Consider the following 12,988-nt stretch of genomic DNA (forward strand, 5'->3'; position numbering starts at 1 on the left):
GTTGGTGGATGCACAAAGACGCCGTTCGTGCCCAAAGTGCGTGGACGGCGTCCGGGAGTCGGACAGGGGACCTCTCCCGGACGCCGTCGACCCGCCTCGGGGAGGGTGATACTTCCGAGCGCGGGTACGGCACGACCCTCGCAGCGCAGCACGGCGGCCAACAGGTACAACCCATACAAAGTGCGGAGGTTGCCACTACGTGCAACGGGGCTGGATCAGACTTTGCTGAGGGGTTTCGCGGCGGCTCGGCGGCGCGGGAGGCCGGTGGTGAGCACGACCGCGATGACGGCGATGGTGAGGACGATGAGGGCTGTCCACCAGGTGAGGACGAGGCCGAGGACCACGACGCCGAAGGCGATCAGGATGGTCCACAGGTACATCAGGAGCACGGCTCGGCGGTGCGAGTGGCCGCGCTGCATGAGGCGGTGGTGCAGGTGCAGCTTGTCGGCGGCGAAGGGTGAGCGGCCGGCTTTGGTACGGCGGATGTAGGCCATCGTCAGGTCCAGGGCGGGGATCGCCAGGACCGCGATCGGGAGGACCAGTGGCAGCAACGCCGGGAGCAGGCTGGAACCGCCTACCTCGTAGGGAACGGCGTACGGGTCCATCTGGCCGGTGAGGCTGATGGTCGACGCGGCCAGCATCAGGCCGATCAGGAGGGCACCGGAGTCGCCCATGAAAACCCTGGCTGGGAAGAAGTTGTGCGGCAGGAAGCCCAGGCAGGCGCCGGCCAGGGCGACCGTGATGAGGGTCGAGGTGGTGGCGCGGTCGAGGTCCTGCTCGACGTTCAGCAGGTACGAGTAGGTGAAGAACGCGAGCGCGCCGATCGCGGTGACGCCTGCCGCTAGGCCGTCGAGGCCGTCGACGAAGTTCACCGCGTTGCAGGAGACGAGCAGGATGCCTGCGGTCAGTACGGCGAGGAGGGCGGCGGACGGTGAGACCACGCCGCCGGGGAGCGGCAGCCAGTACAACTGGATGCCTTGGACAACCATCACGCCGACGGCGAGGACCTCACCGGCGAGTTTGGTGATGGCGTCGAGCTCGTACAGGTCGTCGATCACGCCGACGGCGCAGATGACCGCGCCGCCGATCAGGATCGCGCGGCCGTCGTGCGCCACCTGCAGGCTGTCGCCGAGGAACGGCAGGCTGGAGGCGACGGCGAAGGCGGCGATCAGGCCGCCGAGGATGGAGACGCCGCCGAAGTACGGGATCGGGACCTTGTGCACATCACGCGCCCGGACCTTGGCCACGGCGCCGTACCGAAGAGCGATCTGCCGGGCCACGCCGGTCAGCAGGAAGGTCGTGGCCATCGCCACGAACAGGACCAGCAGGTACTCGCGCACTAGTCCGCAGGCCTCACATCAGGATCGGAAGGCTTCTCAACCTGCTTGGACGCCCCAACAACAGGTTCGGTTGGCTTCTCGTCAACAGCCGGTACGGCGGGAACATCCTCCACCTGCTCGTCGTCGGCCGGCTTCTCGTCCACGGGGGCGTCGACCGGCTTGTCCTCGGCAACAACCTCGGCGGGCTTCTCGTCGGCCACGCCCTCGGCGGGCTTCTCGTCGGTGGGCGCTTCAGCGGGGGCGTCTTCGGCGGTTACTTCGGGGACTACTTCGCGGAGTTGGGCCAGGGAGAGGGCGCCGAGGCGGATCACGCGGGGGGTCTCGGTGGTGATGTCGACGATGGTGGACGGCTCGCCGCCGGTCACCTCGCCGCCGTCGAGGTAGACCGCGACGGAGTCGCCGAGCTGCTCCTCGGCGTCGTACACGTCCATCGCAGCGGGCTGGCCGCTCTTGTTGGCGGAGCTGACTGCGAGCGGGCCGGTGCGGGAGAGCAGTTCGCGGGTGTTCTCGTGGTCCGGCACGCGGAGTGCGACGGTGCCCTGGGTCTCGCCCAGGTCCCACATCAGCGAACCCTGGGCGTGGCAGATCACCGTCAGCGGCCCGGGCCAGAACTTCTCGCACAGTTTGCGGCCGGCGTCCGGGATGTCGGTGGCGAGCGCGTCCAGCGACTCGACCACCGAGATCAGCACCGGCGGCGGCATGTCGCGACCGCGGCCCTTGGCGTCCAGCAGCCGCTGCACGGCGTCGGATTTGAAGGCGTCCGCGGCCAGGCCGTAGACGGTGTCGGTCGGCAGGACGACCAGGTCGCCGGCCTCGATGGCGTCCACGGCCGCGCGGTACGCCGGAGCCAGTTCGTCACCTGTGAAATCGAAGCGCTCACTCACGCACCGAATCGTGCCACTCACGCACCTGTCCGCCTAAACCGCCCCACATCGCAGGCAAACCTGACAGTCAGATGTTAATTTTCCAGCAGGCGCGACCCAAACTCCCTAGGATCCCGGCCATGACTGTGACGCGTGAGTTCCTCGAAGGGCTGCCGAAGGCCGAACTGCATGTCCACCACGTCGGTTCCGCCTCACCGCGGATCGTCGCCGAGCTCGCCGCCCGGCATCCCGGATCGCCGGTGCCGGCCGATGCGGCCGCGCTGACCGACTACTTCCGCTTCACCGACTTCGCGCACTTCATCGAGATCTACCTGACCGTCGTCGACCTGATCAAGACGCCGGAGGACGTCCGGCTGCTGACCTACGAGATCGCCCGCGAGATGGCCGGGCAGAACATCCGGTACTCCGAGCTCACCGTCACGCCGTACTCCTCGGTCAAGCGTGGCATGGCCGCCGAGGCGTTCTGCGAGGCGATCGAGGACGCCCGGACCGCGGCGGAGAAGGAGCTCGGCGTCACCCTGCGCTGGATCTTCGACATCCCCGGCGAGTCGGGGCTGCCCGCGGCCGAAGAGACCCTGCGGATCGCGACCAAGATCCGCCCGGACGGGCTGATCGGCTTCGGCCTCGGTGGCCCGGAGATCGGCGTACCGCGGCCGCAGTTCAAGCCGTACTTCGACGCCGCCATCGCCGCCGGCCTGCACAGCCTGCCGCACGCCGGCGAGACGACCGGCCCAGAGACGGTCTGGGACGCCCTGCGGGTGCTGCGCGCCGAGCGGATCGGCCACGGTACGTCGTCCATGCAGGACCCGGCCCTCGTCGACTACCTGGGTGAGCACCGCATCCCGCTCGAGGTGAGCCCCACCTCCAACCTCGCCACCCAAGCAGTCGCCTCGTACGACGTGCACCCGCTGAAGGCGATGGTCGAGGCCGGACTGGTCGTCACGATCAACTCCGACGACCCGCCGATGTTCGGCACCACTCTCACCAACGAGTACGCCGTCGCCGCCGACCTGCTCGGCCTCGACAACGCGGGTATCGGCGAGCTCGCCAAGACCGCCGTCCAGGTGTCCTTCGCCGACGACTCGGTGAAGGACACCCTGACGGCCGAGATCGACGCGTACGTCGCTGCGCAGGCCTAGGCCGGGTCGAAGTACCAGCGTTGGCAGGCGCCGCCGTGGAACGGCCAGATGATCACGTCGGCTCCTGCTGCTGGGCTGCAGCCCGCAACGTCGAGTGACTTGCCGCTGCCGACACCCAGGACCTGCCAGGCACCGTTGGAGAGCGCACTGATCCGCCACTGCTGACAGGTGTTGGCGGAGCTGGGCGCGAGCTGCACTGGCTTGGCATCCGTGGTCACACAGCCGCTGACCTCGACCGCGTTGCCGGTGTTGCTGTCGACGATCTTGTAGATGTTGCCGTTCACCGCTGTGACCTGCCAGCGCTGGCAGGGGCTGCCCGCCACGCGGTCCCACATCCGGATGTCGGTGCCCTGGCAGTTGATGACGTCCAGGTCTTTACCGAGCTCGCTGCGGACGTGGTAGGTGCCGTTGGCCAGGTTCACCGGCCGGAGCTGGAACTGCTGGGTGGCAGCACCAGTGAACGGCTGCTGCTCGAGCGCTGCTGGGTGTGCACCCGCATCTGTCATGGCTAGACCGGTCAAGGTGTTGATGATGCCGTAGACGTCACCACCGAGTGGGTGCAGTGTCCAGCGCATGCCGTCCTGGCCGGCGCAGTTGTACTGCAGCACCTTCGTACCCGGCGTCGTACCGCTGAAGGCACTGTCCGCGCACTTGCCACTGTTGACGTTCTGCAGCTGCCAGCCGGTCTCGTACAGGAACCGCCACTGCTGGCTGGTCGCACCGCTCCGCGGACGGTGGCTCAGGTACGCCAGGTTGTCGACCGAGCCGTTCACGATGTCGATCGCCTCACCGCTGGACGGACTGACGAACTCGTAGGCCTGTCCGTGCCGTGGGCCGGGCCGCGGGTCCGGAGTGGCGCTCTTGATCAGCCAGTCGCTGTTGGCGAGGTTCCAGTGCGTGGCGAGGTAGCTGCCGGCCGGCGGGTTGGTGTTGAAGTAGTCGTCCTTGTTGCAGTCCAGCAGCCGGTCGTTGTCCTTGTCGGCGCACACCACGCGGGTGTCCGAGCCGTAGCACATCAGGTCGTACTCGTCGTTGCAGTGACCGTTGTAGTGCGGAGCAGACGACTGTACGGCGCCCAGGTTGTGCCCGAGCTCGTGAGCAGCGGCATTGAAGCCCCAGCAGTTGGCTGACGCGTCCACGCGGGCGTAGCCGGTGTTGTTGTTGTTCGCGTTGTCCAGGCCCGGACGGTCGTCGCCGTACAGGGTGCCGACGCCACAGACCTTCTGAGCGTCCGCATAGACCAGGTACTTGCGGGTGTTGTCCTTGTAGCCGAGGTTCTGCAGGGCGGTGACCATCGAGTCCCAGGTCGCCAGCCCACCGGTCGGTACGACGGCTTCCTTGACGTTGACCTGGCAGCCACCGGACACCGCGTCCGTGACGTACCGGATGTGCCGGCTGGCGCCGGTCTGGAACGCACTGTCGTTGTAGGCGGCGTCGATCTCGTGCGACCACGCACGGAACGACGGCAGGAACAGCTGCAACCGGCTCGCCTGCTGCGACTCCCGCGCGTACAGGACCTGCACTCGCTTGCCTGCGGTGCCGTTGCCGTCGCAGACGATCGCATTGGCAGCCATGGTGGCGTCTGCGACCGCCTTCGGCAGCGGCTTCGCCTTCTCGCTCAGGTCAGCGTTCGGCAGCACCTCAGGACCACGCGTGCACTGGTCCGTGCCGGGCAGCACCAGCCGCTGCATGCCCGCGCACAGCTCGCTCTCGGTCTTCGGCTTGGGGCTCGGTGGCGCAGCTTGCGCCGGGGTCAGGAGCGGCGTACTGATCGCCAACGCGACCGTCGCGGCCACAACCCCCAGCCTGACTCGCCACTTCGACTGCAGGACAGACATCGGTCGATCACTCCTCACCCGTGGCCGGTCCGACTGTCTGCAGGCTGTCGACAGTGGGCGACGAACCAACCACGATCCCGCGCCATCCTGCGCCAAGACCCGTCCAAGAGCGAGACTTTCGACCGTGATGACAACGTTCGCCTTCGCCAACGTCGCCGGAGGACGCTTCGTGGACGCCACCGGCCAGTACGTCGACGCTGACCGGACAGCGGCTTTCGCCGACGCACTGGCCCGCTCCCGCCCGGACATCCTCGTGGTGACCGAGCTCGACCCCGACGGCGACCAGCTCGACCGCCTCGCCCCGGCACTCCCCCACCGCCTGCAGCACGCCTTCTCCGCCTCCCACATCCCCGGTGTACGGCGATTGGGCGTCGGCATCGCTTCGGCGTACCCGATCGTCGATCTCGGCCGAATCGACCTCCCGCAGCCGCCGTTCCCGTTCCTGCACTGGAGGACGGGCGCGGTCCTCGATCCGCACCCGAAAGGCTTTCTGGCGGTCCGCACCGGTGGTTTCGATCTCGTCGGCGGCCAGGTGTGTCCCGTGCACATGGCGCGCGACGCGGACGGCAAGCCCTACACCTACACAGCGGGTGCCGGGCGTGAGTTCGGCCAGGCGACGACGGCATTCCTCCAGCGGGAGCTGCACCAGCGCGGCGTCCAGGAACTGGTGCTCGGCGGCGACCTCAACATGCCCAACCCGCGTGACCTGTTCGGCCCGCTCGGGCTGCTGGACGTGTTCCCGGATCCGCCACCGGCGACCACGCCCGACGGCCGCTCGATCGATCGCGTCTTCACCTCGTCCGGCCTCAGGGTCGACGAGGTGCGCGTCGTGGAGCTGCCGGGCGCAGATCACTTTCCGGTCACCTGCCGGATCGAGCAGGTTTAGCCGGGGGCGAGAGGGTTACATGTCTTCGCGGGTGTAAGACAGACGCCCGCCGCCTCGTTTCCAGAAGGCAGTATTCGATGACCAGTGGTTTGTACGACGCCGTCGACCGTGTCCGAGCGTTCTGGATGGTGAAGGGATCCCGGGCCGAGCTGGTGCTCGCGGGAATCCTGTTGGTCCTCGCAGCGGCCGCGTTCGGATCGAACGCGGTTCTCTAGACTCTCCGGCCGGTCGCGAACCTGTTGCGGCCGGCCAGGTCCTTCTGGTCACGCACCTCGGTGAAGTCACCCATGGCGGCGAAGACGCCCGGAGCAGACTCACCCTGAACATCCGCGTGCTCGCACGCGAACCAGCCACCAGGCTTCAGCAATCGAGCGGCAGTCACCGCGACGACCTTGATCTCGTCGAGCCCGTCGTCGCCGGACCAGAGCGCCAGCGCGGGGTCGTGATCGCGAACCTCGGCAGTGACCGACTCCCAAGCCGTCAGCGGGATGTACGGCGGGTTGCTGATCACGGCGTCGACCGTGCCATCAAGCTCAGGCAGGCAGCCGTCGATATCGCCCTCATGCAGGGTCGCACCGGTGCCCGCCAGGTTGCGCCGGGCCCAGACACACGCCTCGGCCGACAACTCGACCGCGTGGACAATCGCGTCCGGCCGCTCCGTCGCCACCGCACCCGCGATCGCGCCGGAACCCGAGCAGAGGTCGACCACGAGCGGGGACTTCACGTCGGCGATCCGATCGAGGATCCAGCCGACCATCACCTCGGTCTCGGGCCGCGGCACGAACACGCCCGGTCCCACGAACAACTCGCGGTACCGGAAGGCCGCCGTACCGGTCAGGTGCTGCAACGGCTCGCGGGCCGCCCGGCGGGCGACCAACTCGTCATAGGTACGGCGCTCGGCGTCGGAAGGCGCGCGCAGATTCAGCCGGCTCGAACCGGTCACGAAGGCGAGCAGCTCGGCCGCGTCGAACTCGGGCGACGCGACCCCAGCCTCACGCAGCTGATCCGCGGCCGCGGCGATCAGAGCCTTCACTTGGAGTCGACAGCCTCGAGACGCGCGGTCAGGTCAGCCTCGGTCAGCGCCTGGATGACCGGCGCGAGCTCGCCGCCGAGCACCTGGTCCAGGTTGTGCGCCTTGTAGCCGACCCGGTGGTCGGAGAAGCGGTTCTCCGGGAAGTTGTAGGTGCGGACGCGCTCGGACCGGTCGACGGTCCGGATCTGCGACCGGCGGGCGTCGGACGCCTCCTGGTCGGCAGCCTCCTGCGCCGCGGCCAGCAGCCGGGACCGGAGCACGCGCATGGCCTGCTCGCGGTTCTGCAGCTGGGACTTCTCGTTCTGCATCGAGACCACGATGCCGGTCGGCAGGTGGGTGATCCGGACGGCGGAGTCGGTCGTGTTCACGCTCTGACCACCGGGACCGGACGAACGGAACACGTCGATCCGCAGGTCGTTCACATCGATCTCGACATCGACGTCCTCGGCCTCGGGCAGCACCAGGACACCGGCCGCGGAGGTATGGATCCGGCCCTGCGACTCGGTCACCGGCACCCGCTGCACGCGGTGCACGCCACCCTCGAACTTCAGCTTCGCGTACGGCGCCTCGCCCGGCTCGGGCGTGCCCTTGGCCTTCACCGCGACCGTGATCGACTTGTACCCGCCGAGGTCGGAGTCGGCCGCGTCGATGATCTCGGTCTTCCAGTTCTGCGACTCGGCGTACTTCAGGTACATCTTCAGCAGGTCCCCGGCGAACAGCGCCGACTCGTCGCCGCCCTCACCGGCCTTGATCTCGAGGATCGCGTCCTTGTCGTCGCTCGGGTCGCGCGGGACCAGCAGCATCTGCAGCTTCTCGGCCAGCTCGTCGCGCCGGTGCGCCAGCTTGACGGCCTCCTCGGCGAACGCGGGGTCCTCCGCCGCGAGCTCCTTGGCGGCCTCGATGTCGTCTGCCGTCTGCAGCCACTCGTCATACGTCCGTACGACGGGCGCCAGGCCGGCGTACCGCTTGCCGACCCGACGCGCGTTCGCCTGGTCGGAGTGCAGCTCCGGATCGGACATCTGCCGTTCCAGCTCGGCGTACTCCGCCTTGAGCGTCTGAACCGCCTCGAACATGTGCGCACTCCTCCTCTCGGGAACCCTGGACATACAAACCGCGCGCCGGTCCACCCATGAGGGCGAACCGGCGCGCGGTAGGAAAGCTACTTCTTGGCGTAGCGCTTCTCGAAGCGCGCGACCCGGCCGCCGGTGTCGAGGATCTTCTGCTTGCCGGTGTAGAACGGGTGGCACTGCGAGCACACGTCGGAGTGGATGGAGCCACTCTCGGCGGTGGAGCGCGTCGTGAACGATGCGCCGCAGGAACAGGTCACCTTGGTGTCCACGTACGTCGGGTGGATGTCGCTCTTCAAGACAATCTCCTAGGAATCAGATGTCCCGGGTCGTCCACGGATGTGAACGTGAACCGGAACCGACGTCCCAGTTTGCCACTTTGCAGTGGCAAACTGGTAATCAGGGGGTACTCAGTCGCCGTTCGTGGTGCTGTGCGTGCTCCCGGCCGACGGGGTGGTCTTGTTGACCTGCATCAGGAACTCGATGTTCGACTTGCTCTCCTTGAGCTTGCCGATCAGCAGCTCCAGGGCGGCCTGGCCGTCGAGGGCGGACAGCACCCGGCGCAGCTTCCAGACGACCTGGGTCTCTTCCTTGCTCATCAGCAGCTCCTCGCGGCGGGTGCCGGAGGCGACGACGTCGATGGCCGGGAAGATCCGGCGGTCGGCGAACTCGCGGCGCAGCCGGAGCTCCATGTTGCCGGTGCCCTTGAACTCCTCGAAGATCACCTCGTCCATCTTCGAGCCGGTCTCGATCAGCGCGGTCGCGAGGATGGTCAGCGAGCCGCCGTCCTCGATGTTGCGGGCCGCACCGAAGAACCGCTTCGGCGGGTAGAGCGCCGAGGAGTCGACGCCGCCGGACAGGATCCGGCCGCTGGCCGGGGCCGCGATGTTGTACGCGCGGCCGAGCCGGGTGATCGAGTCGAGCAGTACGACGACGTCGTGGCCGAGCTCGACCAGCCGCTTGGCGCGCTCGATGGCCAGCTCGGCGACCGTGGTGTGGTCGTCGGCCGGGCGGTCGAAGGTGGAGGCGATGACCTCACCCTTGACCGTGCGCTGCATGTCGGTGACCTCTTCGGGCCGCTCGTCCACCAGCACCACCATCAGGTGCACTTCGGGGTTGTTCGTGGTGATCGCGTTCGCGAGCGCCTGCAGCACCATCGTCTTGCCGGCCTTCGGCGGCGAGACGATCAGGCCGCGCTGGCCCTTGCCGATCGGGCTGACGATGTCGACGATCCGGGTGGTCAGGATGCCCGGCTCGGTCTCCAGGCGGAGCCGCTCGGTCGCGTACAGCGGGGTCAGCTTGTTGAAGTCCTGACGCTGCTTGGCGATCTCCGGGTCCGACCCGTTCACGGTGTCGATCCGGACCAGCGGGTTGAACTTCTCCTTGCGCTCACCCTCCTGCGGCTGCTTCACCGCACCGGTGATCGCGTCACCCTTGCGCAGGCCGTAGCGCTTGACCATCGACAGGGCGACGTACACGTCGTTCGGGCCGGGCAGGTAGCCGCTGGTCCGGACGAAGGCGTAGTTGTCCAGTACGTCGAGGATGCCGGCCGCCGGGACGAGCACGTCGTCCTCGCTGATCGTCGGCTCCGGGTCGAACCGCTCGCCACGACCGCGGTTGCGGGTCGAGTCGCGGCCACTGTCACGGCCGGAGTCCCGGCCCGACTCGCGCCCGGACGTGACCGGCTGGCCCTCGCGGGTGCGGTCCCGGTCGCGGCCCCGGCGACGGCGGCGACGGCCGTCGCCCTCCTCGCCACCCTGGTCCTGCTGGCGGTTGTCCTGCTGCCGGTTGTCGCGGCCGGCGTCGCGGTTCTGCTCGCGGTTCGCGTCCCGGTTGCCGTCACGGTTCGCGTCGCGGTTCTGGGCGGTGCGGTCGCGGTCGTTGTTCCGGTCGCGGCCGTTCTCGCGGCCGGCGTCGCGGTTCTGGTTCTCCCGGGCCTGGGTGTCACGGCTGGCGTCGCGGTTGTTCTCGCGGTTGCGGCCGTCGCGGTTGCGGTCCCGGCCCTCGCGGTTCTGCTCACGGTCGGCCGCCTGCTCGGTGGCCGCGCCGTTCTGCGCGGCGACCGCCACGGCGGGAGCCTCGGCCGGGGCGCTCTCGACGGCCGGAGCCGCCTCCTTCACGACCGGCTGACGAGCTGCCGTCTTCGGCGCCTCGACCGCCGGAGTCTCTTCGGCGGTGGCCGCGGCGGCGGCGCGGGACCGGCGGCTGCCGCCCTCACGCTTCACCGGGGTCTTCGCCACAGGCGCCTCGACCGCCTCATCCAGGGTCGGCTGGCTCGCCTTCGCCCGGGATCCGCTGGTGGAACCACCCGCGGAGCCGCCCGTCTGAGCGGCCTTGATCGCCTCGATCAGCTGGCCCTTGCGCAGCGCGCCGGTGCCCTTGATGCCGAGCGTCCCGGCGAGCTGCTTGAGCTCGGGGAGCAGCATGCCCTCGAGGCCGCCACCAGCCTTGCGGCGACGCGTCGTACCGGCGTCGGAGCTGGTGGCTTCAACAGTTTCTGTCACGTGAGGTCCTTCCCACACGGATCGTCGAGGTGCGGACAGCACCATCGACCGTTTCATCGCCCACGACCGAACGAATTGGCACGTGGGGGGGTTCAAGAGGCTCTCGCTCGATCTGAGTCCCCCCGGACATCCCCGGCGCAGGCGGCGCAAGATCACGTTCACAGGGGGTCGCCACACAACACAGGGTGCCGGGAGCACAGCCCGGATCGTGACGAGAGTTCGCCGATCACCTGGAGGGGATCGGGTGAGTCCGAGACTAGCACCCCGAGGGGTCGTACGCCTGGCTCGGTTAGTTCAACGCGTGTCAGCTTCCCGCTATTCCGCGCCTCACCCGGCCTCCATCGACCAGACCTGTACGCCCACTGGATCGATACGCAGGTCGAGCCGTTCCCACCCGTCCGGAGGCGGCGGACAGGTCCGGTCAGGGCCGCCCACCACGAGCACCGTGGGCCCCGCCCCGCTGATGATCCCGGCCAGCCCACTCCCCCGCAGCTTGTGCACGAGCGCCAGGCTCTCCGGCATCGCCGGCTCGCGGAACTCCTGGTGCAGCCGATCCTCGGTCGCCGTCAGCAGCAGATCCGGCCGCTGCGTCATCGCCACCACCAGCAGCGCGGCCTTGCCTGCATTCGCCGCCGCATCACCATGCGGTACGGCGTTCGGCAGCAGACCGCGCGCTTCCTTCGTCAGGACTTTGTTCGCCGGGACGTAGGCGACCGCGCCAAGACCGTCCGAAGGGTCCAGCCGAACTGCCCGTCCGTCCTCTCCATCGAGCCAGGCAACGGTGAAGCCGCCGTACACCGCGGCGGCCACGTTGTCCGGGTGGCCTTCGAGCTCGTTCGCCAAGCGGAGCAGGCGCTCCCGATCCACCGGCTCACCGGCCAGGCCGAACGCCGCGGCCAGCCCGCCGACGATCGCAGCCGAGGACGACCCGAGGCCACGGCCGTGCGGAATCCGGTTCTCGCACCGCAGGGTGAACCCGGGAACCGGCACCCCGAGCGCCTCGAGACCGGCCCGGATCGACCGGACCACGAGGTGCGACTCGTCCCTCGGTACGTCGTCCGCGCCGTACCCGGAGACCTCGACGGTCACCCCGGAACCGCCCGGGGTGACGACCAACTCGTCGTACAGGGTCAGGGCGAGACCGAAGGCGTCGAAGCCGGGGCCGAGATTCGCGCTCGTCGCGGGGACGCGGACCCGGACCTGGTCACACGGACGGCCACCCTCACCCATGTCAGACCAGACCGGCAACGCGGGCGACCGCGTCCGTGTCGGCCGGGGTCACCGGCGATTCGTTCACCTTGGCGTGGTCGAGCGCGGTGTCGATGTCCTTCAGGCCATGGCCTGTGACCGTAATCACGACGGTCGAGCCGCCGGGCAGCCAGCCCTGGGCCTTCGCGTGCAGCAGACCGGCCGCTCCGGCCGCCGACGCGGGCTCGACGAAGACGCCTTCGTTGGCCGCGAGCGCGCCCTGCGCAGCAAGGATCTGCTGGTCGGTGAGCATCTCGATCCGGCCGCCCGACTCGTCCCGGGCCGCCTCGGCCAGCGTCCAGGACGCCGGGTTGCCCACGCGGATCGCGGTCGCCACAGTGTCCGGCTTCTCGACGATGGCACCGCGCACGATCGGCGCCGCACCCTCGGCCTGGAAACCCCACATCTGCGGCTTCTTCGAGGCCAGCTTGTCCTTCGCGTACTCCTGATAGCCCTTCCAGTACGCCGCGATGTTGCCCGCGTTGCCCACCGGGAGCAGGTGCAGATCCGGCGCGTCGCCGAGCGCGTCGCAGACCTCGAAGGCAGCGGTCTTCTGCCCCTCGAGGCGGACCGGGTTCACCGAGTTCACCAGGGCGACCGGGTAGTGCTTGCCGAGCTCGCGGACGATCCGCAGGCAGTCGTCGAAGCTGCCGTCGATCGAGACCAGCTTGGCCCCGTGCACGACCGCCTGGGCGAGCTTGCCCTTGGCGATCCGGCCGGCCGGGATCAGCACCAGCGGCAGCATCCCCGCGCGGACGGCGTACGCCGCGGCCGAGGCGGAGGTGTTGCCGGTCGAGGCGCAGACGACCGCCTTGTCACCGGCCTGCGCGGCCAGCGAGATCGCCACCGTCATGCCACGGTCCTTGAACGAGCCGGTCGGGTTGTTCCCCTCGACCTTCAGCCAGACCTCACACGCGGTCTGCTCGCTCAGCCACTGCGCGGCCACCAGCGGCGTACCGCCCTCGCCGAGCGTGACCACCGGAGTGTCCGTCGAGACCGGAAGCCGGTCGCGGTATTCCTCGATCACGCCACGCCACTGGTGAACCATT

At 68.8% G+C, this 12,988-nt stretch carries 12 protein-coding genes; 3 read left to right on the plus strand and 9 right to left on the minus strand.

Annotated elements, in window-relative coordinates:
- Window positions 1–215 precede the first annotated feature (215 nt).
- Both OG474_RS03905 and OG474_RS03910 read right to left on the minus strand, forming a co-directional pair.
- Entirely contained in the window at window positions 216–1,340 is a 1,125-nt protein-coding gene (locus OG474_RS03905; RefSeq protein ID WP_405060793.1) for a glycosyltransferase family 4 protein, read from the minus strand.
- Entirely contained in the window at window positions 1,340–2,224 is an 885-nt protein-coding gene (locus OG474_RS03910) for an L-threonylcarbamoyladenylate synthase (RefSeq protein WP_405060794.1), read from the minus strand. The genes OG474_RS03905 and OG474_RS03910 overlap by 1 nt, the downstream gene beginning before the upstream one ends.
- Before the next feature lie 119 nt (window positions 2,225–2,343).
- On the opposite strand from OG474_RS03910, the gene OG474_RS03915 reads away from it, so the two are divergent.
- On the plus strand, window positions 2,344–3,363 hold the full coding sequence (locus OG474_RS03915; RefSeq protein WP_405060795.1) for an adenosine deaminase: 1,020 nt from the start codon (window positions 2,344–2,346) through the stop codon (window positions 3,361–3,363).
- On the opposite strand, the gene OG474_RS03920 is transcribed toward OG474_RS03915, so the two are convergent.
- On the minus strand, window positions 3,360–5,201 hold the full coding sequence (locus OG474_RS03920) for an RICIN domain-containing protein (protein ID WP_405060796.1): 1,842 nt from the start codon (window positions 5,199–5,201) through the stop codon (window positions 3,360–3,362). The two genes, OG474_RS03915 and OG474_RS03920, sit on opposite strands and share 4 nt — an antisense overlap.
- A 127-nt stretch (window positions 5,202–5,328) precedes the next feature.
- On the opposite strand from OG474_RS03920, the gene OG474_RS03925 reads away from it, so the two are divergent.
- Together OG474_RS03925 and OG474_RS03930 are read left to right on the plus strand one after the other, a co-directional pair.
- On the plus strand, window positions 5,329–6,087 hold the full coding sequence (locus tag OG474_RS03925; protein WP_405064539.1) for an endonuclease/exonuclease/phosphatase family protein: 759 nt from the start codon (window positions 5,329–5,331) through the stop codon (window positions 6,085–6,087).
- A gap of 77 nt (window positions 6,088–6,164) precedes the next feature.
- The gene (locus OG474_RS03930) at window positions 6,165–6,302 is read left to right on the plus strand and encodes a hypothetical protein (RefSeq protein ID WP_405060797.1); all 138 of its coding nucleotides are present in this window, start codon (window positions 6,165–6,167) and stop codon (window positions 6,300–6,302) included.
- Here the strand turns inward: OG474_RS03930 and prmC are convergent.
- From prmC to thrC, 6 genes are all read right to left on the minus strand, one after another.
- Window positions 6,299–7,120 carry a peptide chain release factor N(5)-glutamine methyltransferase gene (gene prmC, locus OG474_RS03935; protein ID WP_405060798.1) on the minus strand — a complete coding sequence of 274 codons (822 nt, stop codon included), beginning with the start codon at window positions 7,118–7,120 and terminating at the stop codon, window positions 6,299–6,301. The two genes, OG474_RS03930 and prmC, sit on opposite strands and share 4 nt — an antisense overlap.
- Window positions 7,117–8,193 carry a peptide chain release factor 1 gene (gene prfA / locus OG474_RS03940; protein ID WP_405060799.1) on the minus strand — a complete coding sequence of 359 codons (1,077 nt, stop codon included), beginning with the start codon at window positions 8,191–8,193 and terminating at the stop codon, window positions 7,117–7,119. The genes prmC and prfA overlap by 4 nt, the downstream gene beginning before the upstream one ends.
- Before the next feature lie 86 nt (window positions 8,194–8,279).
- Window positions 8,280–8,486 (minus strand): 50S ribosomal protein L31, encoded by a 207-nt coding sequence (gene rpmE, locus OG474_RS03945; RefSeq protein WP_405060800.1) that lies wholly within the window; start codon window positions 8,484–8,486, stop codon window positions 8,280–8,282.
- A 111-nt stretch (window positions 8,487–8,597) separates the two neighbouring features.
- Complete coding sequence (rho, locus tag OG474_RS03950) at window positions 8,598–10,691, minus strand: transcription termination factor Rho (RefSeq protein ID WP_405060801.1); 2,094 nt, start codon at window positions 10,689–10,691, stop codon at window positions 8,598–8,600.
- A 327-nt stretch (window positions 10,692–11,018) separates the two neighbouring features.
- Window positions 11,019–11,921: a homoserine kinase gene (gene thrB / locus OG474_RS03955; RefSeq protein ID WP_405060802.1), complete on the minus strand. Its 903-nt coding sequence runs from the start codon at window positions 11,919–11,921 to the stop codon at window positions 11,019–11,021.
- Window position 11,922: 1 nt separating this feature from the next.
- Window positions 11,923–12,987: a threonine synthase gene (gene thrC, locus OG474_RS03960; protein ID WP_405060803.1), complete on the minus strand. Its 1,065-nt coding sequence runs from the start codon at window positions 12,985–12,987 to the stop codon at window positions 11,923–11,925.
- Window position 12,988: the final 1 nt, after the last annotated feature.

The sequence above is a fragment of the Kribbella sp. NBC_01505 genome (genome assembly GCF_045040285.1).
GTDB lineage: Bacteria > Actinomycetota > Actinomycetes > Propionibacteriales > Kribbellaceae > Kribbella.